This is a genomic window from Streptomyces sp. NPDC088732 (assembly GCF_044751205.1).
In the GTDB taxonomy this organism is placed as follows: Bacteria; Actinomycetota; Actinomycetes; order Streptomycetales; family Streptomycetaceae; genus Actinacidiphila.
The window spans coordinates 1-19,284 of record NZ_JBIVLI010000040.1 but is presented as its reverse complement, the minus strand read 5'-3'; the positions used below and the strand labels follow the sequence as shown (position 1 = coordinate 19,284).

Sequence of the window (19,284 nt, the reverse complement as noted above, 5' to 3'; positions counted from 1 at the left end):
TTCTCGGTGGTCTGGCGGAGTCGGCGGTGGTCACTCGCCGTCGGACTTGTAGTTCCAGAACTCGCCCTCGTTGGGGCGGGGCTCCTCGTGCCGCACGAGGTCGGCTTCCTGCTCGGTGCGCCAGGCGGCGAGGACGTCGTTGCACAGGTCGGTCATGCCGGCGTTCGCGCTGCCGAGCTGCTGGAGCATGTCGACGACGCCGGGTTCGACGGCGTAGTCGTCCTGCAGGCGGTCGGCGAGGCGGGCAAAGGACCCGGCGAACGCTTCGAACAGCGGGGCGAACTGCTGCAGGTGCTCGGTGAGGTCGTTGACGGACGGCGGCTCGTACTGGCCGACGAACTGCTCCATGGCCTCGGTGATGGCGTCGACTTGGCTTGCGCCCATGGCTGCTCCCAGGAATGCGGCGGGTGAGTGGGGTGCGAGGATCCGCACGGGCTTGCCGGGGCGTGCCGTCGGTGCCTGCGCGAGGCTGATGAGTCGTTGTCCGGCGCGCGCGGCTGCGGCGCCGAGGGTGCCGCCGTTGGTGGCGACGTGGTGGCGGAGCATCCAGGCAGCGACCGTCCGGCGCCGGGTGACCCACTGGCCGGTGCGGAGGACGCCACCGAGTCCGAGCGCGGCGCACCGGGCGATGGGGGCGAACCAGTTCGCGCCGTCGGCGGCGGCCAGGCGCAGCATGTGGCGGCGCGCCCAGGTGAGGGAGCGTCCGGCGGCGAGGAACCCGTGGACGAGGAACGGGGATCCGGCGCGGCGGACGGTCCGTCCGGCGTGGCGGGCGCCACGATAGGCGGCGGTGCCGTAGCGGCGGACGCGGGCGGCGGCGCGGCTGGTGCTGGCTCGGCGCATGCGGCGCGCCATGGCGGATGCCGCCTTGCTGCTGTGGCGGACGGTGGCGCGGCGGGTGCGGGCGAGCCGGCTCGCCTTCACGGCGGCCGCGCGCGGGATCGCGGTCTTCGTCCGGCCGGTCGCGGTGGTGGTCCGCTGACGCCGCGGGGTCTTGGGTGTGGTGGGGTTGCTCTTCCGGCGGACCGCGGCGGCGCGTTGGGCTGCGCGGCGTGCGGCCGGGGTGCGGGTGGCGGTGGCGCGCTTCTTCGGGGTGGCGCTACCGCCACCGGTGGCGGTCGGCTTCGTGGCGCTGCTACGCGGGGCGGGCGCCACGGGGCGTGTGGCGGTCGTGGCGGTGGGCTTGGTCGTGGCGCGGCTGCTACGGCCGCTACTGGTGGCGCCACGCTTCGCGCTACGAGCGGTCCGGGTGGCGCTACCGCCGCTGCTGCGGCCCGCGCTACGGCGGCCGCTACCGGTGCCCGTGGCGGTGGCGCTCCGTGTCGCCCCGCCGCCACGCCGCGCGCTACGGGTGGCGGGACTGCCGCGCGTGGCGCCGCCTGCCCGCCGCGGGCTGAGGGAGCGGCGGCGAGCCCGGAGCCACATGCGGATGGTGACCGCCAGGGCGACCGCGGCGAGCAGCATCGCGCCGAGCAGCAGCCACGGCCCGAACTCGTGGAGCAGCCAGCAGCCGAAGATCAGGGCGACGGCGGGTCCGCCGGCGGCGAGGGTCGCGGTCAGGCTGCTGTGCGGGTCGTCGGCGGGGGCCGGAGGCGCGGGCGCGGCTGCGGTCGTGGGCGACGCAGCCGGGGCGGTCTGTGGTGCGGTGGTGGCGCTCACGGGGTGTTGCCCTCCTCCGGGCTGTTGTTGTTGTCGTTGTTGTCGCCGTCGTTTGTGCTGGTCGGGCGGGTGTTGCCGGTGCTGTCGGAGGCGTGCCGCCTGCTGCTGCCGGGCGACAACAACAGGCGGCCACGGGTCAGGCAGCACGCGGTCCGGGAAGGTCGGCGACCTCGCGGCGGACCTGCGCGCGGATCTTGCGGGCCTGCTGCTCGCTGTTCGGCAGGCCCTCCTTGCCGAGGGCGGTCGAGATGTCCCGGCCGCCGGGCTGGTGGCCGAGGGTCAGCCACAGGGTGTGGACGACGTACTGCGGGGTGCCGGGCTGGTAGTCGGTGACGATCGGCGCGGCCTCGGGCTCCGGTGCCGGGTCCGGCTCGACGGGCGGCGGGACCGTGGCGTCCATGCCGAGTCCGGTGAGCACGCGCTCGCGGGCCGTGGCGGGCGGCTCGTCGACGGCCGTGGCGATGGCGGCCGCGGGCAGTTCGGGTGTGGCGGGCGCCGTGGCGGTGTCGATGACGGGAGCGCTACGGCGGCGGGGCCGGGCGGGCGTGGCGGTAGCGGCCGGCGTGGCGACGGGCGTAGCGCCGTCGATGGCGGCCGTAGCGTCGGCGAGCGCCACGCCGTAGCGGGCGAGCCGGAGCGGCAGCAGCATCTCGACGGGTGCCTTGCGGCGCCACGCGCGGCCGTAGCGGGCGCGGAGCCGGGCGCGGTAGACGAGCCGGTCCTGCTCGATGCGGATCAGCTCGTCGTACGAGCGGACCTCCCACAGCTTCATGCGGCGCCACAGCACGAACGTCGCGGCCGGGGCGAGGAACCAGCGGGCGAGCCGGATGGAGTCCATCGAGCGGTCGGCGACGATGTCGGCGGCCCGGCCGATGGCGTGGCGGGCGGCCTCGGTGACGATGACGAACAGGATGGGGATGACGGCGTGCATGCCGACACCGATCGGGCGGGGCCAGGCGGCGGCCGCGTTGAAGACGATCGTGGCGATCGTGAGCAGCCACGCCGTGTAGCGGAGCAGCGGGTACGGCATGCGCAGCCACGTCAGGAGCAGGTCGAGCGCGAGCAGCACGCCGATGCCCGCGTCGATCCCGGCGGGGAGGACGCGGGCGAACCAGCCGAAGCCCTCGTTCTCGGCGACGTCGGTGACGGCGGTGTACGAGCCGGCGAATCCGACGGCGGCGATGATGAGGGCGCCGGCGGCGACCGCGTACACGAAGCGGCGCTGCATCGGCGTCAGCGTCTGGCGCTCGGTCACGGGGTTCCTCTCGGTTGGGGGTGGCCGGGCCCCGCGGGGGGGATGACGGGGCCCGGCCGGTCGGGCGGCTACTGCTCGTCGCGGCCCTCGGCCTCGTGGGGCGGCGGAGGCGGTGGGGTGGACCGCTGGTTCTCCGCGTAGTCACGGGCGGCGGCGGCGAGTTCCTCGGCGGCGGTCATGGTCACCAGTCCCCGAAGGTGCACACGGGGCCGCAGTCGCCGCGGGAGTGCGGGCTCCCGGCGGCGAAGTGGTCGGTGATCTCGCGACTGGTGGGGTAGCCGCCGGTCTGCTCGCGCTCGGTGCGCGGGCGGTTCCAGCGGACGGGCTCGGCGCCCGCCTTGAGTTCGGCGCACCGCGGGCAGTCGGCCACGTGCCGGCCGAAGTTCGGGCCGTGCGTGTGCGCAGTGGTGTCGCTCATGCGGTGGTCCCGGCACGGAGTGCGGCGCGGGCGGAGTCGACGGTGAGGCCGAGGCGCCAGCGGCGGAGGCTGTTGACCCCGGGTCGGGCGAGGCACTGCTCGGCGGTCGCCAGGGAGCGGCGCGCGTCGTGCAGGGCTCGGGGGGTGATGCGGAGGCCGGCGGTTCCCTCGGCGGTTCGGGCGACGAGGACGCCCCCGCGGATGAGGCCGACGGCGGCGACGGTGCGGCCGGGACGGGGCAGGACGATCGTCCCGGTGTCGTCGCGGTGTTCGTCGGCGCGGGGCGTGGGGCTGGGCTGGCTGCTGAGCAGGTCGGTACGATCCATAGCGGATCTGCCCTTCGACTGGGAGGTCAGGCGGATCCCCCCGGCCATGTGGCGTTCCAGCGCCGGCCGGGGTTTTCCGCGTTCGGTACGACCGTAGCGCGAGGTGTGGACATTGTCCACACTTCGCTGAGAGGATGGCTCCATGCCGCCGCCCCCCGAACCTCAGGAGGTGGAGAAGTCGACCATGACGATCCCGAAGCTCGCCGAGCGTGTCGGCAAGAGCCGGACTCTCATCCACCGCCTGGCTCAGAACCCGGCCGAAGGCTGGCCTGCCCCGTCGTTCCGCCCTGGTAGCACCCGGCCGGAGTACCCCGTCGCGTGGTTCGACGAGTACTGGGCGGAGCGGCAGGCCAACATCCGGCAGGGGAAGCGCACCGACCTGGAGCAGTCGGAGGACGACCAGGTCGACGACGCGCGTGAGGTCGACGGCGAAGAGCAGTAGGCGAACGGCGCAGCGGCCCCCGTCCACGTGGAGGTAGGACGGGGGCCGCTGACGTCTTCGAAATTATGGACGCCGCCAGGCACCGCGGTCACGCAGCTCGAACGGCCGAACGAATACTGCAATTTTCCACGTGAAACGCCGTCAGGGCCCGGAAAAATCTTGAGAAGTTTCCCGAGAGCCTGTCGGCATAAGTATGCAGCGGGTCATCCAGCCTCACGTGCGCAACGTAAAAGTATGCCAACCAGTGAACCCACGCCGAGTGCCTCGGCGAGCGCCGATTCGCGGCTCAACTGCTGCTCACCGCCAATTTGGAGCAGCTAGAGCGTGCAAAATGGGAGCACGCACAAAGGCCCCTCGGGTCACCGACTGCTTCGCGGGCTTCGGTGGAGGGGCCTTGGCGGACTGTTCACCCCATGAAAGGAAAACGTCCTATGGACGAGAGTAGGGCACTGGCTGCGACCGCAGCCACTGCGCCCGCGGGCCCGTCGCTTGACTGGCCCACGGTCGCACTGGCGCTCTCGGGCCTGTTGATCGGCTCGTTGCTGATCGTCACCGGCCACGCGACCACTCCGGAGGCCGGCTGGTTCGTGTCGCCGGTGTTCGCGATGGCGGGCATGTCGGCACGGTCTCGCCGGTAGTTGCCCAGGATGACGATGGCCCCGACCTTGCCAGGTCGGGGCCATCGTCATGCGGCCGCCGCCCCTCCAGCCCGCTCCCGCGCGGCCGCGCGCTGCCGCCGGCGCGCTTCCGTCCGGCGCGCCCGCCGCTCTTCCTCGGCCTGCTGCACCTGCCGGGCACGCTGCTCGCCCATCGCCCGGTCAAGCCTCTGCCACAGCTCGACGAGACCCTCGCCGTCCCACTCCCGCCGCCGGGTGTCCGGGTGCCACGGCGCCCGCGCGCTGCACTCGGTCAGCCCGGCCGAGCAGGACACGATGTCAGGCTCGCCGCCGCCCTGGTGGAACATCAGCTCACCCTTGCATCCGGGGCACGGCATGCCGTCGAGGACGCGTTGCGTGCGTTCGTCGCGGATCGCGATGCGGAGCAGCCGCGCCGTCTCCCGAGCAGCGATGGCGATGTGCGCCCGGTGCCCGTCGGTCAGGGGCTGGAACGGGCCGGGGCTTCCGGCGAGCCGGTCCTGCAGCCACTCCCCCGCCTGCACGGCGCTTCGCCGGCCGGTCGAGTGCCAGCGCCTCGGGTCGGCCGAGTCGGCGCGGGCCTGCTCGATGCGGCGGGCGCGATCTTCCCACTCGACGCGCTCGGCGCGGGTTCGGACGACGGCGGCCCGGCGGGGCCGCGGCATGGGCATCGGCTCGCGCTGGACTTCGCGGGCGATGGCGTCGGCGCACGCGACGAGGGCGGTCTCGATGGCGACGGCGGTGTCGACGATGCCGAGCCGGATGGGTACGGGCCGGACGCCGAGCTGCGCGGGGTCGCGATCGGGTCGGGCGGTGTGGTCGCCGCCGTCGCCGACGTAGTCGCAGTGCACGCATTCGTAGGCGACGCGGTCCTCGCCGAGCGGCACGGTCCTGAGGTGCTGCGCGTGGCGGTGGGGCTCGGTGTCCTCGCTGTCGGTGGGCTGCTCACGGCGGGGCGGGGGCCAGGTGGTGCCAGCGTTGGAGTCGAGCAGGTCGTCGAGCCGGTCCCAGTGGTCGAGGACGTATTGCAGGTCGCCGTCGGGCGTGGTGGTGCGGGCGGTGTTCTGCATGGCGGGCGCTCCTGTTGGTGCAGGTGGGGCGTAGGCTGGTCCCGCCGAGGGGCGCCCCGTACATCTGGCCGGATGGGGGCGCCCCGCCGTCGTTTCAGGGCGTGTTCTCGCCGAGGGCTTCGAGGGCGGCGTCGACTCCGGCGCGGGCCGCGAGCCACAGCAGGCACGTGCAGTAGGCGTGGCTCTTGGTGTGCCATTCGCAGCCTTCGGCGTGGCCGACGGTCTCGTTCGCGTGTTGCCGGGCGGCGTCGTACAGGCGGGTGGCCTCGTTGCTCTGGTAGTGGGGCGTCGGGACGGCGAGACCGAGCTGCCGCCGGAGCAGCGTGCCGAGGTTGTATGCCTGCCGGGCGGGGCGCTGCATCCAGCGGGTCCACGGCGTCCACTGGGGGGCGTGGGGGTAGGGCTTGTCGAGCGTCGGCTGTACGACGATGGCGGCTTTGCCGACTGCGCACAGCGCTTCTGCGGCTTCGGCCAGTTGGGCGCGGAGGTCGGCGGCCACGGTGATCGGCTCGGGCATCAGGGCTCCCGGGTGGTGGGCACGTGGACGGGCGGGGCGATCGCGGCGGGCGCGGCCAGCACGAGCCAGCCAACGCCCGCGAGTGCCGCGACGATGAGCAGGGACAGGACGGCGCTACGCATCGGCGGGTCCGGTCAGGTCGGGGTCGGTGAGGGCGAGCACGACGACCTCGGCCATGGCGGCGGAGTGTTCCTCCGGGCTGGCGACGATCCGTGCTGCGGCCCGGCGACGGTGCTCGACCACGAGGGCGGCCGCGAGGCGGGAGCGGAGGACGCAGCCGGTCACCTGCCACGTGCCGTCGAGGGCGGTGCGGATTCGACGGGAGGCGTCGCGCAGCACGTCGCGGGCAGGGCCGGCCGTGCAGACGTCGGTCGCCTCGAAGTCGAGGGTGGGGCCGAGTAGCCGGACACGTTCGATGGCCAGCTCTGCGGTGGTTGCTTCGTGCTCAAGGTCCGCCCGGTCGGCGAGCACGAGCTTGCGGAGCAGTGCGGCCTCGTCGCCGGTGAGGGTCTGGCGGCGTTCGCCTCGGGCGAGCAGGACGTCTATGGCTCCGCGGCGGGCTTCGCGGTCGCGGAGGATGTCCTCGGTCTGCGCGGCCTCCGGCGTGTGCGCACTGCTGGCGCCTGCCGGTCCGCTCGGCGGGGTGCCGGGCGTGGCCTGCGCCGGGTCCGGGCCACTGCACCCGTACAGGGCGCGGTCGTCGCCGGTGTGCTTCGTGCAGGGCTCAGTCGGCGGGAGGCCAGGGGCGGTGGGCTGCTCGGTCATGGCGGTTCGGGCCTTCCTGTGATGGGCGTCGAGGCTGGTGACGATCGCGAACAGGACGGAACTCACTGCGGGTCCGCCGCCGGAATGGCCTGCGCCACGGCGGCGGCGATGCGGTCGTCGAGAGCGGCGGTCAGCACGTCCACACCGCAGTCGGGGTACGTACAGATCCCGCCGTCGGGCAGGTCGTCGGAGGTGACCGGCACCATGTCGCCGCTGTCGAGCACCGACCGGCCGGGCGCGTGCCGCAGGCACCGGAGCAGCCGGCCACCGCGGGACTGGTAAGCGACGGGCGCTCGGGTGGCAGCCGGCGCGGGCCGGACGCGGGTGTCGAGGTCGGAGATCCAGGCGGCGCACACCGCGGCGATCTGCACCAGCTCGGCGCGGAGCTGCGCCGGGTCGGTCTCGGCCATGGCCTCGGCGAACTCCTCGTAGAGGATCGCGCCCCACGTCTGGGCTTCCGCGTCGGCGGCCTCCTGGCACCGCGCGCGGGCGTGGTCAGCCCAGGACGCATTGGCGGCGCTCGTGCCATCCCGGTGGCGCTGCTCGCCGAACTTCGCGAGCTGCCGCTGCCGTTCCTGGTCGACGGCCTCGGCGAAGTTCGCCAGACCGGGTGTGCTGAAGAGCTTCGGGTACATCGGGTCTCCCTCGTAGGCTCGTGGTGCGCCGCCCCGGATTCCGCCCGGGGCGGCCGCGTTGTATCGGGCGGTGGGTCAGGCGTCGGCAGGCGCCTTGTGGACGGTGAACCCGCCGTCGCGGTGGCGGATGATCCAGTCACCGAAGCGGGCGACGACGTGGCCGGGCTTGATGCCGATACGCATCCCGACGGTGGTGACGTGGTCGTCGATGGACTCGGTGAACTGCTTGGTGAAGACGCCGAGCCTGTCGAGTTCGCGATCGATGCGGGCGTAGTTGCGCGGGGTGAGCTGCCACGTGGTGCAGCCCGCGGCCTCCAGCTCGACGACGGGGCGGCAGTTCTCGCATTCGCCGCGGACGTCAGTGAGGTTGCCGTGGTCGTCGAGGTCACGGTCTTCGACGTCGCCGAGCTTCTGGCCGCATCCGTTGCAGCACCGCTGCATCGTGATCGTGATCGAGCCGTCCTCGTGGGTGAGGTCCGGCGTGAAGGTGCGGGCGGTCATGTCGATCGGTCCTTTCGTTGCGGGTCAGTCGATGAGGGCGGCGGCCGCGAGCAGAGCCGCGATGGCGAGGGCGACGACCAGCCAGCCGCGCACGGCCCGCCAGTGGTCGCGGATCACGCACGCCGCCACGACGAGCAGCGCGCAGGCGGTCGGGGAACCGGCGAGAGCAGCGCCGACGAAAACACCCTGGTCCTGAGTCACGCGGCACCGCCCGGCCAGTCATCCACCGCGGCGGCCGTCACGACCTCGCGCTGCGGGTCGACGTGCACCGGGCCGCGGGTCGCCGGCCGGGAGTACCCGGCGAGTGGGTCCGGGTCAGGCTCCGGTCCGGGCTCGCCGTACAGGTCGTACAGCTCGGCGAGTTCCTCGTCGGTCAGGTCGACCAGGGCCTCGGTGTCGGCCTCGGACATCCCGTCCCAGTCGAGGGCGGTCACGGCCGCACCCGGCGCCGGTCGACGCCTTCCATCGGGACGACGGTCGTCATCTCCGCCAATCGCGACGCGATCCGCTCGCCGAGGATCTGCGCCAGGTCCGGGCCGAGCGGGTTCCCGCGGTCGTCCCGGTTCGCGCGCGCCGGGAAGTTGCTCGTGAACAGCGTCGGGAGGCACGCGTTGTACCGCTCGTTGATCAGCCGGTAGGTGACTTCCTCGACCCACTCGGTGGCCTTCGCCGAGCCGAGGTCGTCGAGCAGCAGCAGCGGCACTCGGGCCAGCCGCTTCAGCTCGTGCTCGGTGCCGGCCTGCGAGCCGTTCGGCCGGAGCCGCCCGTACAGGTCGGCCGCCGTTGTGGCGAGCAGCTCGTACCGGTGGGGCCCCGAGGCGGCGATCCGGCGCATTGCGCCGTATGCCTGGTACGTCTTGCCGGTGCCGGTCGGCCCGGTCAGCAGCAGCGACCCGGCGTCCTCCGGGTCCGCCGCCGCCCGGTCCGCCCACGCCGTCACGCCGGGGTGGGTGGCGTCGGACTTCCGGTAGCGCGGCGGGGTCGCCGTGGTCCACCGGTCGAGCGCCCACTCGGCACGCCGCCGACGGTGGTACTCCGGGTGGCCGGGCTCGTCGGGGCTGGGCTCGTCGTCGATCGGGCCGGGCTCGACGCCCTCGGCCTGCCGCTGCTGGACGCCCGCCATGATGCGGGCCAGGGCGCTGCCCGTCTCGGTGCTGCGGTCCGGGGCGGCCTCGCCGACCAGGATGGGTTCCTTCGTGGACACGGTCGTCACCATCCGTTCCCGTACGCCGTGGCGTCGGTGGGGTTGGAGTACGGCTGATAGCCGCCGGACACGGCGCGCAGCGGGGCACTGCCGCCGCCAGCGGGCACGTCGGGCAGGGACTTCCAGCCGGGCAGGAAGTACCGGCCGGAGCGCGGCCGGCGGGGAGCCGCCTGGAACGCGGCGGTGGCGTGCTCGACGAGGACGTCGATGCCGCACTTCCCGATGAGGGCCTCGATGAGGAACCACTCGGCGGGAGCAAGCTCCCAGCCGACGACGATCCCGGAGGCGGTGAGCTTCTCGATCAGGGGCAGCGACGCGGCCGGGATGTCGGGGCGTTCACCGATGCGCGGCACGTCCTGCTGGCTAGCTAGCTCTCTCTCCGTAGGAGAGAGAGGTGTAGGTGTAGGTGGTTCGGTTTTGCTTCGCGTTTGCTTCACCAAACCCGAAGCAAGTGCTTCAGCATTTGCTTCGCTGTTTGCTTCGGTGCGGGGGGTCTTCGAGGCCGCGCGCCGGGTCGCTCCGGACCGCACGCCACCCTTCCGACCTGCGGCTGCGCGCTTTTCCTTCAGCTCGGCGACCTCGTCGGCCGTCTTCTGGTGCAAGTCGTAGTCGTGCACCCGGTACTCGTCCGGCTCGACCGGCTCGCAGCGATCGCAGTCGTGGCCCGAAGCGTGCCACAGCCCAACGCGAAGCAACGCCGAAGCAAGTGCTTCGGGCTCCGGCAGGTCGACGAGACGGGTCACCATCGCCCTCGGAATGCGCCCGTCCGTGAGCTGCCGGGAGCAGTAGGCGAGTCCGCACACGTACAGCCACGCCGCCATGCCCCCCGCCGCCACGACCTTCGGGTGATCAGGCATGCCGTCGTGCACCGTGATGTAGGTGCGCTTGTCCTTGTCGGCCATGCTGCGTCTCTCCTGTGTGCGGTGTCCGTGGCCTGCGCGGGCCGGGGGATGTGTCGGTCACCCCGGCCCGCGGGCGCTTTCGGGGGGTGGGTCAGTCGCGGTGCAGTGAGGCGCCGAGGTTGAGCCACAGCGTGCCGTCGTCGGCCAGCACGCGCCGCGCCTCGGAGAACACCTGCCGCATCCGCTCGACGTACTCGGCCGGCGAGGCTTCGAGTCCGTACTGCCCCTGAGTCCCGTAGTCGCGAAGCCCGTAGTAAGGCGGGCTGGTCACGATGCAGTTCACGGAGCCGTCCGACAGAGTCCGCATCTGCTCGATGGCATCGCCGAGCAGCAGGCGCACGGTGCCGTCGTCGAAGTAGACGCTCATGCCCCGTCACCCCCAGCCGGGGTGAGCGGGCCGAACGCGGCGTCGATGGCGCTGCGCGGCATGGAGTCGACGACGCCCGGGGTGCGGAGCAGCTCCTCACCGACGGCGTCGCGCATGCCGATCGGTTCCCACACACGGCCCTCGCGGTCGACCCACGATCCGGGGTCGACGTCGGGGTGGTCGTGCGGTCCGTCCTCGTCGTCGTGGTTGTGGACGTCGGCGATCAGGCGCGCGGCGGTCACCGCCAGGATCCTGGCAATGTCGAGGGGGCAGCCGCTGCCGCGCAGTTCCACGGTGCCGCCGTCGCGGATGGTGACGGCGGTGTCGCACTCGGCGAGGTCGACGAACCGGTCGAAGAACTCGGGGTGCTGGCTCATCGGCGGGCCCCCGATCCGGGCTTCGCCGTCTCGGGCCACACCGCGGCCGGGGCGGCCGGCTGCTCCGCGTCGTCCGGCGCCGGAGTGACAGCCGCGACCGGGGTGGTCGTCGGGGTGAGGATCTCGGCGGAGGTGACCTGCGACGGGAACTCGTCCTCGACGGTCGTCTCGTTCCGCTGGATACTCCGCAGCGTGATCGTCAGGTCGGCCAGGTCGTGCGCCGTCCACTTGTCCGACACCCGGCCGATCTGCCGCTCGATCCGCTCCGCCGTCACGCCCAAGTCCTCGTACGTCTTGAGGGCCTTCGCGATGCGCTGCGGCAGCGGCACGCCGCCGCCGTCCCGGATCGTGGCCGTGCACAGTTCCTTCGCGTCGTCGACGAACCAGCCCGGCAGGACCGACAGGATCGCCTCACGGACCCGCCGAGCGCCCTGGTTCGCGTTGTTCTCGTAGACGTCCCTCAGCTCGGGCAGCGGGTTCTTCTCCCCGCGGGCGTCGCGCAGGTGAGGGACGATGAAGATGTTCGCGACACGGGTGTTGGCCTGCAGGTCCCACGCGTAGGCCAGTACCTCGGACTGCCCGGCGGCGACGTCGCGGGACAGCTCGCTGACGCCGTACTGCAGGTTGCCGTAGATCGCGGCCAGCGCTCGGGCCAGGTGGATCGTCGCGCCGGTCACCTTCGAGCCGCCGCGGGTGTAGCTGTAGAACGCCCGGTCGGCGAGCGACTTGATGCGGCATGCCTGCTGCATGTCGGCGATGGCCTGCTGCACCGAGCGGGGGCACTGCTTGGCCATCAGGATCGCGGCCTGCACCTCGGCGACCGCGCGGGACTGCTCGATCTGCGTGGCCTGCGAGGCGGCCCCACGGGGCGCCGCGAGGGCGGTGTCGGGGTAGGTCGTCACGTGAGGTACTCCTCGGTGTCTCGGCGCTCGGCGTAGGCGGGGAGCGGGAGCAGGCGGACGTCGTCGTTCCAGGCCGGCCACACGCCGTCGGTGGTGCACTTGGCGTAGGTCTGCAGGGCGCGGCGGTTCTTCGCGGCGCCGATGTGGAGCGCGACGATGTCGAGCTCGACGACGTTGATCAGGTACGGCGGCGTCTTCTCCTGGAACACGAAGACGAACGCGGTCTCACCGTCGGCCAGGCCCAACGCCCGGAGCCCGGACAGGTACCAGTCGGCCTGCTGGTGGTAGCCGTGCTCGTCGACGGCCCGCGCGATCGAGACGTCGTCGGCCTTCACGCACGTCTTGTAGTCGGCGACGATCAGCCGGCCGGGGCCGAGTGTCGGCAGCCAGTCGAGGCGGGCTCGCCGCATCACGCCGGTCTGCTCGTCGGTCCAGAACAGGGACTGCTCGGGGGATCCGTTTACCGGGTCGAACAGGGCCGGCACGTAGGGGTGCGCCCGGAGAGCCGCGACCATGCCGTCGAGCTGCTCGTGTTCGGCGACCTTGAGCGGGATTTTGCCCTCGGCGCGGGCCTTGTCGCGCTTCGCCTTGGCGTCCTTGGTGGTGTAGGCGTCGACGTCGAGGCGGGCCAGGGCGGGGCCGGGGCCGAGCACGAGCTTGTGCGCGGCGGTGCCGAACTCGAAAACCTGCTTCGGGGGCTGACGCGTGTCCGCCCAGTGCCGGAACAGCGCCGGGCAGGACGGCGGCACGAGCTTGCGGGCGCCCGTCGACGACAGGCTGCCGCCACGGTCCCGGAACGGATCGGCGTGGTACTCCTCAGCCGGCAGGTCCGGGTACAGGCCGGGCCCCTCGACGGTGGTGGGTTCCGCGGTGGTCGTCACCGGGTCCCTCCCTTCGGGGCGGTGCGGATCTCGGCGAGGGCGATGCCCTTCGTGGCGCACAGGCCGGAGCAGTAGATGCGGGGCGGCTCACCGGAGCCGCCGACCGTGATCCGTGTCCAGCCGTCCGGGGTCCGGCCGGCGTGCGCCTCCTTGCCGCAGCCGGTGCGGCGGCAGGGTTCGAGCAGCCACACGTCGAGGCGGGGCTGCCGCAGCGGTTGGGGCTCGGCGCCGGGACGACGCCGGGCGCGGGTCTTGGTGGTCATGCCGCGATCACCTCGATCAGTTCGGCGCCCTCGCCGCGGCGGCAGGCGCGACACTCGCGCCAGCCGTTCGGCCGGACGTAGGTGTTCTCCGGGGTGAAGGCGTGGCCGTGCAGGCAGCGCTTCTTGGTCGCGTTCCGGGCCGCCGTACCCTCGCCGCGCAGGGTGTTCGTGCGGCTGGTGACCGGGTCCAGGTGCCAGGGGTTCACACACCGCCGGTTGCGGCAGGTGTGGTCGAGCACGAGCCCGTCGGGGATCTCCGCGCGGAGCTGCTCGTACGACCAGCGGTGGGCCCGCACGAGGCGGCCGTGCTCATCGCGGAACTGGCCGTATCCGGTGTCCAGCACGTGCGCGGTCCAGAGCCAGCAGGTCTCGACGTTGCCGCCGAGCACCTTCGCCCAGAACCGGGCGTCGACGGTCCTACGCATCGGCATCACCGCCCTCGGGCGTGCACCAGCCGAAGACCTGCATGGTCTCCCAGTCGTCCTGGTGGTAAGCGAAGGGCTCCCAGCGGCCCTTGAAGTGCCGCCACCCGAGCGCGGTCTTCTCGCCGTCCGCCGGGTTGGTGGTGATCGTGTCGCAGCGGAACGCCCACTCGGCCACGTCGCCGTAGGTCCGGCCGGGCTCGAAGAACCCAACCGCCGCATTGGCGGCGCTGCCAGCGAGGACGTAGTACCGGCCGCGCGGCCCGTCGTGCGCCTCGATGTAGCCCCGCCGGCACAGGTCCGCAAAGTCCCCACGGATCGCCGCCCGGTACAGGTTGTGCGGCATCAGCCGCTTGTACATCGCCCTGACCCGGCCGGTCGTCCACTCGCCGCCCGCCAACTTCATGGCCGCGAGCAGCACGTCCCGGCGCTTCTCGGCGCCGACTCGGCGCGGCATGGCATCCCGGAGGTGCCCCTTGGGCTGCTCGATCTCCAGCCCGTGCAGCACACCGATCGAGAACGCGATGCCCTGTCGGCGCGGCTTGTCCTCGGACGTGGCCTCAAAGAAGTGGCTGAGTGCTTCGCGTGCCTCACGCAGGACGTTGCCGCGGTGCTCGGCGAGGAATGCGCCTCGGTCCCACACGTTCGCCTGCTGGCGCAGGACGTACGCGGCGGTCTCGTGGGTCATGCCGCGCGCACCCGACTCGATGCTGACGGACCCCTGGGTCTTCCCGGGGCGAATGATCAGGAACGCCAGGGCATCCGTGCCGTCGATCGCGACCATGCTGACGTCGTCGTTGTCGCTCATGCGGCAGCACCGCCCTGGCGCTGCTCGGGGACCCGGCCGCGGCCGCCGGTCAACGGGGCCCGGTCGATGTCGTGCACCGGCCGCGCTGGCGGCATGACCGTCCGGTCGGCTGCCGCGCGGGTCTCGTCGGCGAGGTCCGCAGCCTCGTTCGCCGACAGGCGGACCGTGACCGGGTGGTGCGCTCCGACCTCGCCCATGGCGTGCAGCAGCTCGTCGCGCAGGGAGTCGGCCAGCGAGCCGGCGAAGTCCGCGCGGGCGTCCTCGCCTTCGGCGCGGGCGTCGTCCCGGTGTCCGACGGCGGAGCCGAGGCGCACGAGGATGTCCTCGGCGCGGTCGGGGTCGGCGGAGAAGAGGGCGGCGACCTGGTCGAGGATGCGCTCGGCGTCGCGGCTGATGTCGAGCTCGACGCCGTGGTGGTCCGGGGTGGTGGTGGCGGTGATGTGCCTCATCGGGCGTTCCCCTTGATCGTGAAGCGGCGTCGGGCGTGCGCGCCGCGTGCGGGGCGGACGGGGCGGGGGTGAGGGAGTCGGCCGCCGAAGTGGGCGGCGAGGCCGAGTGCAAGCAGCACGAGGGCGTCGGCGGCGTAGATCACGACCGCTCACCGCCGCCGGTCGCCACCCGCATCGACTCCCACAGCCCGATCACCGCAGCCATGCCGATCCCGAACGCGCCCGTATCCCAGTTGCCGAACGCCTTCCGGTACCGCGGGTCCGTCACGCAGCCCTCCGGGTACTCACGGCAGGCGCACGCACGGTCGTGGTAGAAGTCGCTCAGCGCGCCGTTCCCCGCGTCGGACAACGCCTCGATTTGCGCCTCCGACAGCGCGGCCGGCTGCGCGTTCAGCAGCAGGTGCAAGCGGTCGACTTCGCCGATCAGCTTCCGCAGGCCCTCCGCCCACGTGCCGGGCGCCGGGTGCGGGGCGCGCGCTACGGAGGCGCGGATCTCGTCGAACTCCTCAGGGCTCAGCGGGGCGTTCATGCAGCCACCGCCGCTCGCAGCTCGCGGGGCTCGTCGGCCTGCTCCCGCGTCAGCTCGACGCCGAAGCCGGCGAGTCCAACCGAGACGCCCCGGTACTCTCCCGCCTCCGTCGACAGCCACGAGTCCCGGCCGCTCAGGCGGAGGAGGACCGACTGCGGGTCGATGCCGAGCGCCGCCCGCCAGACCTCGAAGTCCTGCGGCGAGTCGAGCTGCAGGTCGATGTGCAGGGCGCCCGGGACGTCCGAGACCGTGATGAACGCGGCGGGCATGTCGGCGTACTCCGCCGCCAGACCAGCCAGCGCGACGATCTCCCGGGCCTGATCGCCCATCGTCAGGCGCGGTGGCCGATCGGTAATGTGGGTGCTCACAGAGAGCCTCGCTTCCATGGGTGTGAGGTGCTGTGGAACTGGGGTCGCTTCCGGATGCGCGTCCGGGGCGGCCCCGCGGCATGTCAGGCGGCCGGCTTGTCGGCGGCTTGGGGCTGAGCAGGCGCCGGCGTTGCCGAGGCGGGAGCCGCGATGGGCTCCGCGGCGAGTGCCGGGCGGGTCAGGATGCGGCGGAGTCGAGCGATGACCTCCGCAGACGGAGGCGCGGTCGCAATCGCGCGGCGTGCCTGCGCTCGGGCAGACTCGACGGCTTCGTCACCGAGCAGCGCGCGGCGCTCTTCGGCCGTCACGCGGCTGCCTCGATCTCGATCAGGTCGTCGACGGTGCCGCCGTACGCCTCCTTGAAGAGGAGGAGTGTTTTCACGCCAGGCTTGGTCTTGCTGTTGAGCAACTTCGACACGCTCGGCTCGCTCAAGCCGGTCCGCTTTGCGATGGCATAGCCGGTGGTGTCGCCCTTCTGCGCAGCGATGTCGAGCAGGTGGGAGATGCGCAGTCGGTAAGGCATGGGTCACCCCCTTGCAGGCATGGTCATTGCTGGCCAGCGAGCGTTTCTTGCTCGCTGGCCACAACACTACGCTGATACCTAGCTTGCTGGCAAGCAAGCTTGCATGGAGGAAGGGTGATGATGAAAACCGAGCACACGTTCGAGTCTGGCGATATGCTGGCCGAATGCCGAACCCTGGCTTGACCTGCAACCTTGCCTGCAAGCAAGTACGTGACGACTTGCCTGCTAGCGAGCTAACCTGCGGTTATGACGCAACCCACCGACGGCTCCACCCCCACAGAGCGCTTCGGCGCGCGAGTCGCCGATGCAGCGCGCAGCGCTGGCTACGACATCGACGGGCGCGGCGGCAAAGCAGCACTCTCCCGCGATACCGGCATGAGCCCAACCACCATCGGCCGCATGCTCGACGGCAAGCGCCTGCCCGATCCCCAGTTCTTCGAGCCGCTGGCCAAGGCGATCCGGGTCAACCCCTTCGAGCTATTCGTAGAAGCCGGGCTGATCTCGCCTGAAACGCTTCGATCACTGTCTGAAACTCAACCATCACGGGTACGCTCACATCCCACCACCCCCGCACAGGCGGCGGAGGAACTGGGCATCACAGACCCCTACGGGCGCGAGATGTTCCTCGGGGTGGTCGAGCGACTCCGGAGGCAACAGGACCAATCGACCCCCGACTCTGACCACGGCGGGGGTGTGGCAGCCGAACAATGAAGTGAGTGTGGGGGCCCATGCGTTCAGGCACCAAGACCACCGCCGCCGTCGCCGCGGTCGTCCTCCCGATCGGCATCACAGTCATCCTGTGGGGCGTGTGGCTCGAAGAGCCTGCCCGCGCCATCGCCGGAGCATGCCTCGCCCTCACAGCTTCCGCCCTCATTGCGTTGCACCTGATCCGCGGATGGGTCACCGACACCACAGCCGAGCGGGCACGCCTGGCCGAATCCACCCGCCGGGCCGACGACGAGTACGACCGATACGTCGCCGGCCGCGCCGCCCAAACAGCCGAGCGTGAGCGCATGCGGCGCGACACCGAGATGGCCGCCGCAGCCATGGCCCGCCAGTTGGATTCCGAGCGGCGGAAGATGCAGGATCAGTTCGATGCCGAGCGGTCAGATCTGATCGCCCGCACGTTCGCGACATCGTTCGAACTGCTGCAACACGGGCTGCCCACCCCGTCCCAGGGCCGCGACCGCAGCCGGGACGTCGTGATCCCCTTCCCCGCTCAGCACCCTGCCGAAGTCGAGCAGTCTCGCGGCCGCGACGTCAGCCGCTGAGAAACCCTGGCTGGCCCACGAACGACAGCCGGATCCGCTCCGGCCCAATACGGGGCGCACCTCCGACGAACGCGCGGTGAAGACGCACCGTCACGATCTCCCGCAGCAACGCCCGCTGCTGAGGCAGCTCCAGCGCATCCCACCGCGCCACGGCATCCGGGCGCCCGGCCAGGCTTCGCAGCAACGGCGACATGCCGGCCGAAGTGGTCACCTCGACCTTCGCCTGCGCGTCCTCGATCAGCGGGAGGAGGCGGCTCTCCAGCGCCGCCAGCGATGCCACCGACAGCTTCGGTGCCCCGTCCGGCCCGAACTCCCCGGCCAGCTCGCGCGCCTCGTCCAACTGGGCTTGCAGGCGCAGGAGCTGCACCCGGGCCGCTTCCATGTCCGCGTCATCGTGGTCGCGTTCGAACGCCTTGGCTGCGGCGTCCGACCTCAGCCACTCCAGGACGCCCTCCACGACGTAGGCTTCGAGCTCGTCCGCCCGTATGCCGGTGTCCATTCGGGCGGTGCACAGGTAGCTGCTCTTCCCGTTGGACTTCATCCGCTTCAGGATAGGCGGCGGGATCGGCCGGAACCGGGCGAAGTCAGGTTCGCGCTGCTCGACCTCGCCACGCAGACGCTCGGCCTCCGCGTCGCTGATCGGGTCGTGGGCCTCGCCGACCGCGGTGACCACCTGGAGAATGGTCGGTCGGTATCCGGCGATGTACAGGCGGTGCACGGTCACGCAGCGGGGGTCGTCGTAGTCGGCGGCCCTGGCCTCCAGCTCGGGCACGATCACGGGCTGTGAGCCGGGGGTCCTGTATGACACGTGCGGCGGTGCCTTGTCGCACTCACCGCACAGGGCCATGAACGACAGGAGATGCCGGACGCGAGAGTCTCGCTGGGTGCGCCGGCTGGGCCGGTCCAGGATGCGCTGCACCTCGTAGAAGAGTTCCTCGGGGACGATCGGTTCCCACAGTGCCTCGCCGATGTCCTTTCCCTGGTGGACCCGACGGCCAATGTACGCCCGGTTCCGAAGCTGAATCGTGAGCTTGTCGTGCGACCAGGGCCTGCCGGAAGTCTGCCGCGCCTCGGGCTCGGTGTTCAGCCAGGCGGCGATGCTGTAGAGCGTGCTACCGGCCGCGCATCGCTCGAACATCGCCACGACGTACCGCGACCGCGCGGGGTGCGGGACCTGGTCGATGAGGTCGCCGGTGCTGGGGTCGTAGCGGCGGACATAGCCGTAGGGGGTACGGCCGGCGGGCCTGCCCTTCTCGGCGAGGCGGCGCTGCGTCCTGAGGTTCCGGTCGCGGATCGCCTCGGCTTCGTTCTCGGCCTGGAGCGCGTCCTGTGCGGTGGCCCGGCGGTCCTCGCTCTTGCTGAGGTCGTAGACGACGCCGTTGTAGCAGAGCAGGACGCCAGCCTCCATGCACACGCGGCGGAGCCGGACGTATACCTCAAGGTCGCGGTAGTAGCGGCTGGCTTCCCAGGCGACGACGATGCGGCACTTCTTCGCGGCGATGCCTTCGAGCATGGCTTCGAAGTCGTCGCGGGCCTTCTTGGCGTGGCGGGAGGCGGAGCGGTCGACGTCCTTGTCGAAGACGCCGACGACGGGCCAGCTATGCCGGTCGCACAGATCCTGGCCCTCGTGGAGCTGGTCGCCGACGCTGCGGCCCTTCTTGGTGGGGTCGTGGCTGTTGCGGCCGTAGAGGTAGGCGGGGAACTCCTCGCCCGGGTAGATCAGGTGCAGGTATTCCGGCGCGATCGGCATGTACCGAGGGTAGCGAGGCAACAACCCCTCGCACTAGTTCTTCGG

31 protein-coding genes are annotated in these 19,284 nt (G+C 71.8%); 4 read left to right on the top strand and 27 right to left on the bottom strand.

Annotated elements, in window-relative coordinates; all coding sequences use genetic code 11:
• Positions 1 to 30: 30 nt before the first annotated feature.
• The 5 genes from ACIP9H_RS40390 to ACIP9H_RS40370 form a co-directional block, all read right to left on the bottom strand.
• On the bottom strand, positions 31 to 1,659 hold the full coding sequence (locus tag ACIP9H_RS40390; RefSeq protein ID WP_401963973.1) for a hypothetical protein: 1,629 nt from the start codon (positions 1,657 to 1,659) through the stop codon (positions 31 to 33).
• Complete coding sequence (locus ACIP9H_RS40385; RefSeq protein ID WP_401963971.1) at positions 1,656 to 1,778, bottom strand: hypothetical protein; 123 nt, start codon at positions 1,776 to 1,778, stop codon at positions 1,656 to 1,658. Before ACIP9H_RS40385 ends, ACIP9H_RS40390 begins: the two co-directional genes overlap by 4 nt.
• Positions 1,779 to 1,795: 17 nt before the next feature.
• On the bottom strand, positions 1,796 to 2,914 hold the full coding sequence (locus ACIP9H_RS40380; protein WP_401963969.1) for a DUF2637 domain-containing protein: 1,119 nt from the start codon (positions 2,912 to 2,914) through the stop codon (positions 1,796 to 1,798).
• Between the two features lie 181 nt (positions 2,915 to 3,095).
• Positions 3,096 to 3,332 carry a hypothetical protein gene (locus tag ACIP9H_RS40375; RefSeq protein WP_401963967.1) on the bottom strand — a complete coding sequence of 79 codons (237 nt, stop codon included), beginning with the start codon at positions 3,330 to 3,332 and terminating at the stop codon, positions 3,096 to 3,098.
• A complete protein-coding gene (locus tag ACIP9H_RS40370; protein WP_401963965.1) occupies positions 3,329 to 3,658 on the bottom strand; it encodes a hypothetical protein in 330 nt (109 codons plus the stop codon). Before ACIP9H_RS40370 ends, ACIP9H_RS40375 begins: the two co-directional genes overlap by 4 nt.
• 184 nt (positions 3,659 to 3,842) lie before the next feature.
• Here ACIP9H_RS40370 and ACIP9H_RS40365 point away from each other — a divergent pair, with 184 nt between their 5' ends.
• Positions 3,843 to 4,100, top strand: coding sequence for a hypothetical protein (locus ACIP9H_RS40365; RefSeq protein WP_401963963.1), 258 nt, complete (start codon positions 3,843 to 3,845; stop codon positions 4,098 to 4,100).
• A gap of 431 nt (positions 4,101 to 4,531) precedes the next feature.
• Entirely contained in the window at positions 4,532 to 4,738 is a 207-nt protein-coding gene (locus ACIP9H_RS40360) for a hypothetical protein (protein ID WP_401963962.1), read from the top strand.
• Between the two features lie 47 nt (positions 4,739 to 4,785).
• Here ACIP9H_RS40360 and ACIP9H_RS40355 read toward each other — a convergent pair whose 3' ends face one another.
• The 21 genes from ACIP9H_RS40355 to ACIP9H_RS40255 form a co-directional block, all read right to left on the bottom strand.
• Positions 4,786 to 5,805: a hypothetical protein gene (locus tag ACIP9H_RS40355; RefSeq protein WP_401963960.1), complete on the bottom strand. Its 1,020-nt coding sequence runs from the start codon at positions 5,803 to 5,805 to the stop codon at positions 4,786 to 4,788.
• 94 nt (positions 5,806 to 5,899) lie between these two features.
• Positions 5,900 to 6,322: a hypothetical protein gene (locus tag ACIP9H_RS40350; RefSeq protein WP_401963959.1), complete on the bottom strand. Its 423-nt coding sequence runs from the start codon at positions 6,320 to 6,322 to the stop codon at positions 5,900 to 5,902.
• The gene (locus ACIP9H_RS40345; protein ID WP_401963957.1) at positions 6,322 to 6,444 is read right to left on the bottom strand and encodes a hypothetical protein; all 123 of its coding nucleotides are present in this window, start codon (positions 6,442 to 6,444) and stop codon (positions 6,322 to 6,324) included. The genes ACIP9H_RS40350 and ACIP9H_RS40345 overlap by 1 nt, the downstream gene beginning before the upstream one ends.
• Positions 6,437 to 7,153 carry a hypothetical protein gene (locus tag ACIP9H_RS40340; RefSeq protein WP_401963955.1) on the bottom strand — a complete coding sequence of 239 codons (717 nt, stop codon included), beginning with the start codon at positions 7,151 to 7,153 and terminating at the stop codon, positions 6,437 to 6,439. The genes ACIP9H_RS40345 and ACIP9H_RS40340 overlap by 8 nt, the downstream gene beginning before the upstream one ends.
• The gene (locus ACIP9H_RS40335; RefSeq protein WP_401963954.1) at positions 7,150 to 7,722 is read right to left on the bottom strand and encodes a hypothetical protein; all 573 of its coding nucleotides are present in this window, start codon (positions 7,720 to 7,722) and stop codon (positions 7,150 to 7,152) included. The genes ACIP9H_RS40340 and ACIP9H_RS40335 overlap by 4 nt, the downstream gene beginning before the upstream one ends.
• Before the next feature lie 75 nt (positions 7,723 to 7,797).
• On the bottom strand, positions 7,798 to 8,223 hold the full coding sequence (locus ACIP9H_RS40330) for a hypothetical protein (RefSeq protein WP_401963953.1): 426 nt from the start codon (positions 8,221 to 8,223) through the stop codon (positions 7,798 to 7,800).
• A 24-nt stretch (positions 8,224 to 8,247) separates the two neighbouring features.
• Positions 8,248 to 8,424 (bottom strand): hypothetical protein, encoded by a 177-nt coding sequence (locus ACIP9H_RS40325; RefSeq protein ID WP_401963951.1) that lies wholly within the window; start codon positions 8,422 to 8,424, stop codon positions 8,248 to 8,250.
• Positions 8,421 to 8,657, bottom strand: a complete 237-nt coding sequence (locus tag ACIP9H_RS40320) for a hypothetical protein (protein ID WP_401963949.1) — start codon at positions 8,655 to 8,657, stop codon at positions 8,421 to 8,423. Before ACIP9H_RS40320 ends, ACIP9H_RS40325 begins: the two co-directional genes overlap by 4 nt.
• The gene (locus ACIP9H_RS40315; RefSeq protein WP_401963947.1) at positions 8,654 to 9,427 is read right to left on the bottom strand and encodes an ATP-binding protein; all 774 of its coding nucleotides are present in this window, start codon (positions 9,425 to 9,427) and stop codon (positions 8,654 to 8,656) included. Before ACIP9H_RS40315 ends, ACIP9H_RS40320 begins: the two co-directional genes overlap by 4 nt.
• Before the next feature lie 5 nt (positions 9,428 to 9,432).
• A complete protein-coding gene (locus ACIP9H_RS40310; RefSeq protein WP_401963945.1) occupies positions 9,433 to 10,329 on the bottom strand; it encodes a hypothetical protein in 897 nt (298 codons plus the stop codon).
• Between the two features lie 91 nt (positions 10,330 to 10,420).
• Positions 10,421 to 10,696, bottom strand: coding sequence for a DNA methyltransferase (locus ACIP9H_RS40305; RefSeq protein ID WP_401963943.1), 276 nt, complete (start codon positions 10,694 to 10,696; stop codon positions 10,421 to 10,423).
• Positions 10,693 to 11,073, bottom strand: coding sequence for a hypothetical protein (locus tag ACIP9H_RS40300; RefSeq protein WP_401963941.1), 381 nt, complete (start codon positions 11,071 to 11,073; stop codon positions 10,693 to 10,695). The genes ACIP9H_RS40305 and ACIP9H_RS40300 overlap by 4 nt, the downstream gene beginning before the upstream one ends.
• Positions 11,070 to 11,975 (bottom strand): hypothetical protein, encoded by a 906-nt coding sequence (locus ACIP9H_RS40295; protein WP_401963939.1) that lies wholly within the window; start codon positions 11,973 to 11,975, stop codon positions 11,070 to 11,072. Before ACIP9H_RS40295 ends, ACIP9H_RS40300 begins: the two co-directional genes overlap by 4 nt.
• Positions 11,972 to 12,856: a PD-(D/E)XK nuclease-like domain-containing protein gene (locus ACIP9H_RS40290; RefSeq protein ID WP_401963937.1), complete on the bottom strand. Its 885-nt coding sequence runs from the start codon at positions 12,854 to 12,856 to the stop codon at positions 11,972 to 11,974. Before ACIP9H_RS40290 ends, ACIP9H_RS40295 begins: the two co-directional genes overlap by 4 nt.
• Positions 12,853 to 13,119, bottom strand: a complete 267-nt coding sequence (locus ACIP9H_RS40285; RefSeq protein ID WP_401963935.1) for a hypothetical protein — start codon at positions 13,117 to 13,119, stop codon at positions 12,853 to 12,855. Before ACIP9H_RS40285 ends, ACIP9H_RS40290 begins: the two co-directional genes overlap by 4 nt.
• A complete protein-coding gene (locus ACIP9H_RS40280; protein WP_401963933.1) occupies positions 13,116 to 13,544 on the bottom strand; it encodes an HNH endonuclease in 429 nt (142 codons plus the stop codon). The genes ACIP9H_RS40285 and ACIP9H_RS40280 overlap by 4 nt, the downstream gene beginning before the upstream one ends.
• Entirely contained in the window at positions 13,537 to 14,349 is an 813-nt protein-coding gene (locus ACIP9H_RS40275; RefSeq protein ID WP_401963931.1) for a hypothetical protein, read from the bottom strand. The genes ACIP9H_RS40280 and ACIP9H_RS40275 overlap by 8 nt, the downstream gene beginning before the upstream one ends.
• Complete coding sequence (locus ACIP9H_RS40270; RefSeq protein ID WP_401963929.1) at positions 14,346 to 14,798, bottom strand: hypothetical protein; 453 nt, start codon at positions 14,796 to 14,798, stop codon at positions 14,346 to 14,348. Before ACIP9H_RS40270 ends, ACIP9H_RS40275 begins: the two co-directional genes overlap by 4 nt.
• Before the next feature lie 139 nt (positions 14,799 to 14,937).
• Complete coding sequence (locus ACIP9H_RS40265) at positions 14,938 to 15,327, bottom strand: hypothetical protein (RefSeq protein ID WP_401963927.1); 390 nt, start codon at positions 15,325 to 15,327, stop codon at positions 14,938 to 14,940.
• Positions 15,324 to 15,695, bottom strand: coding sequence for a hypothetical protein (locus ACIP9H_RS40260; RefSeq protein ID WP_401963925.1), 372 nt, complete (start codon positions 15,693 to 15,695; stop codon positions 15,324 to 15,326). Before ACIP9H_RS40260 ends, ACIP9H_RS40265 begins: the two co-directional genes overlap by 4 nt.
• A 304-nt stretch (positions 15,696 to 15,999) precedes the next feature.
• Complete coding sequence (locus ACIP9H_RS40255; protein ID WP_401963924.1) at positions 16,000 to 16,218, bottom strand: helix-turn-helix domain-containing protein; 219 nt, start codon at positions 16,216 to 16,218, stop codon at positions 16,000 to 16,002.
• Positions 16,219 to 16,464: 246 nt separating this feature from the next.
• Between ACIP9H_RS40255 and ACIP9H_RS40250 the strand changes: the two genes are divergently transcribed.
• Positions 16,465 to 16,929 carry a helix-turn-helix domain-containing protein gene (locus ACIP9H_RS40250; RefSeq protein WP_401963922.1) on the top strand — a complete coding sequence of 155 codons (465 nt, stop codon included), beginning with the start codon at positions 16,465 to 16,467 and terminating at the stop codon, positions 16,927 to 16,929.
• 17 nt (positions 16,930 to 16,946) lie between these two features.
• The gene (locus ACIP9H_RS40245; protein WP_401963920.1) at positions 16,947 to 17,489 is read left to right on the top strand and encodes a hypothetical protein; all 543 of its coding nucleotides are present in this window, start codon (positions 16,947 to 16,949) and stop codon (positions 17,487 to 17,489) included.
• Here ACIP9H_RS40245 and ACIP9H_RS40240 read toward each other — a convergent pair.
• Entirely contained in the window at positions 17,479 to 19,239 is a 1,761-nt protein-coding gene (locus tag ACIP9H_RS40240; protein WP_401963918.1) for a recombinase family protein, read from the bottom strand. The two genes, ACIP9H_RS40245 and ACIP9H_RS40240, sit on opposite strands and share 11 nt — an antisense overlap.
• Between the last annotated feature and the right edge of the window lie 45 nt (positions 19,240 to 19,284).

Excerpts from the sequence above, each read along its gene's own strand:
- ACIP9H_RS40375 (WP_401963967.1), bottom strand. The coding sequence starts at position 3,332 with ATGAGCGACACCACTGCGCACACGCACGGCCCGAACTTCGGCCGGCAC.
- ACIP9H_RS40370 (WP_401963965.1), bottom strand. The coding sequence starts at position 3,658 with ATGGATCGTACCGACCTGCTCAGCAGCCAGCCCAGCCCCACGCCCCGC.
- ACIP9H_RS40365 (WP_401963963.1), top strand. The coding sequence starts at position 3,843 with ATGACGATCCCGAAGCTCGCCGAGCGTGTCGGCAAGAGCCGGACTCTC.
- ACIP9H_RS40360 (WP_401963962.1), top strand. The coding sequence starts at position 4,532 with ATGGACGAGAGTAGGGCACTGGCTGCGACCGCAGCCACTGCGCCCGCG.
- ACIP9H_RS40355 (WP_401963960.1), bottom strand. The coding sequence starts at position 5,805 with ATGCAGAACACCGCCCGCACCACCACGCCCGACGGCGACCTGCAATAC.
- ACIP9H_RS40350 (WP_401963959.1), bottom strand. The coding sequence starts at position 6,322 with ATGCCCGAGCCGATCACCGTGGCCGCCGACCTCCGCGCCCAACTGGCC.
- ACIP9H_RS40345 (WP_401963957.1), bottom strand. The coding sequence starts at position 6,444 with ATGCGTAGCGCCGTCCTGTCCCTGCTCATCGTCGCGGCACTCGCGGGC.
- ACIP9H_RS40335 (WP_401963954.1), bottom strand. The coding sequence starts at position 7,722 with ATGTACCCGAAGCTCTTCAGCACACCCGGTCTGGCGAACTTCGCCGAG.
- ACIP9H_RS40330 (WP_401963953.1), bottom strand. The coding sequence starts at position 8,223 with ATGACCGCCCGCACCTTCACGCCGGACCTCACCCACGAGGACGGCTCG.
- ACIP9H_RS40310 (WP_401963945.1), bottom strand. The coding sequence starts at position 10,329 with ATGGCCGACAAGGACAAGCGCACCTACATCACGGTGCACGACGGCATG.
- ACIP9H_RS40305 (WP_401963943.1), bottom strand. The coding sequence starts at position 10,696 with ATGAGCGTCTACTTCGACGACGGCACCGTGCGCCTGCTGCTCGGCGAT.
- ACIP9H_RS40300 (WP_401963941.1), bottom strand. The coding sequence starts at position 11,073 with ATGAGCCAGCACCCCGAGTTCTTCGACCGGTTCGTCGACCTCGCCGAG.
- ACIP9H_RS40285 (WP_401963935.1), bottom strand. The coding sequence starts at position 13,119 with ATGACCACCAAGACCCGCGCCCGGCGTCGTCCCGGCGCCGAGCCCCAA.
- ACIP9H_RS40280 (WP_401963933.1), bottom strand. The coding sequence starts at position 13,544 with ATGCGTAGGACCGTCGACGCCCGGTTCTGGGCGAAGGTGCTCGGCGGC.
- ACIP9H_RS40275 (WP_401963931.1), bottom strand. The coding sequence starts at position 14,349 with ATGAGCGACAACGACGACGTCAGCATGGTCGCGATCGACGGCACGGAT.
- ACIP9H_RS40270 (WP_401963929.1), bottom strand. The coding sequence starts at position 14,798 with ATGAGGCACATCACCGCCACCACCACCCCGGACCACCACGGCGTCGAG.
- ACIP9H_RS40265 (WP_401963927.1), bottom strand. The coding sequence starts at position 15,327 with ATGAACGCCCCGCTGAGCCCTGAGGAGTTCGACGAGATCCGCGCCTCC.
- ACIP9H_RS40255 (WP_401963924.1), bottom strand. The coding sequence starts at position 16,218 with ATGCCTTACCGACTGCGCATCTCCCACCTGCTCGACATCGCTGCGCAG.
- ACIP9H_RS40250 (WP_401963922.1), top strand. The coding sequence starts at position 16,465 with ATGACGCAACCCACCGACGGCTCCACCCCCACAGAGCGCTTCGGCGCG.
- ACIP9H_RS40245 (WP_401963920.1), top strand. The coding sequence starts at position 16,947 with ATGCGTTCAGGCACCAAGACCACCGCCGCCGTCGCCGCGGTCGTCCTC.
- ACIP9H_RS40240 (WP_401963918.1), bottom strand. The coding sequence starts at position 19,239 with ATGCCGATCGCGCCGGAATACCTGCACCTGATCTACCCGGGCGAGGAG.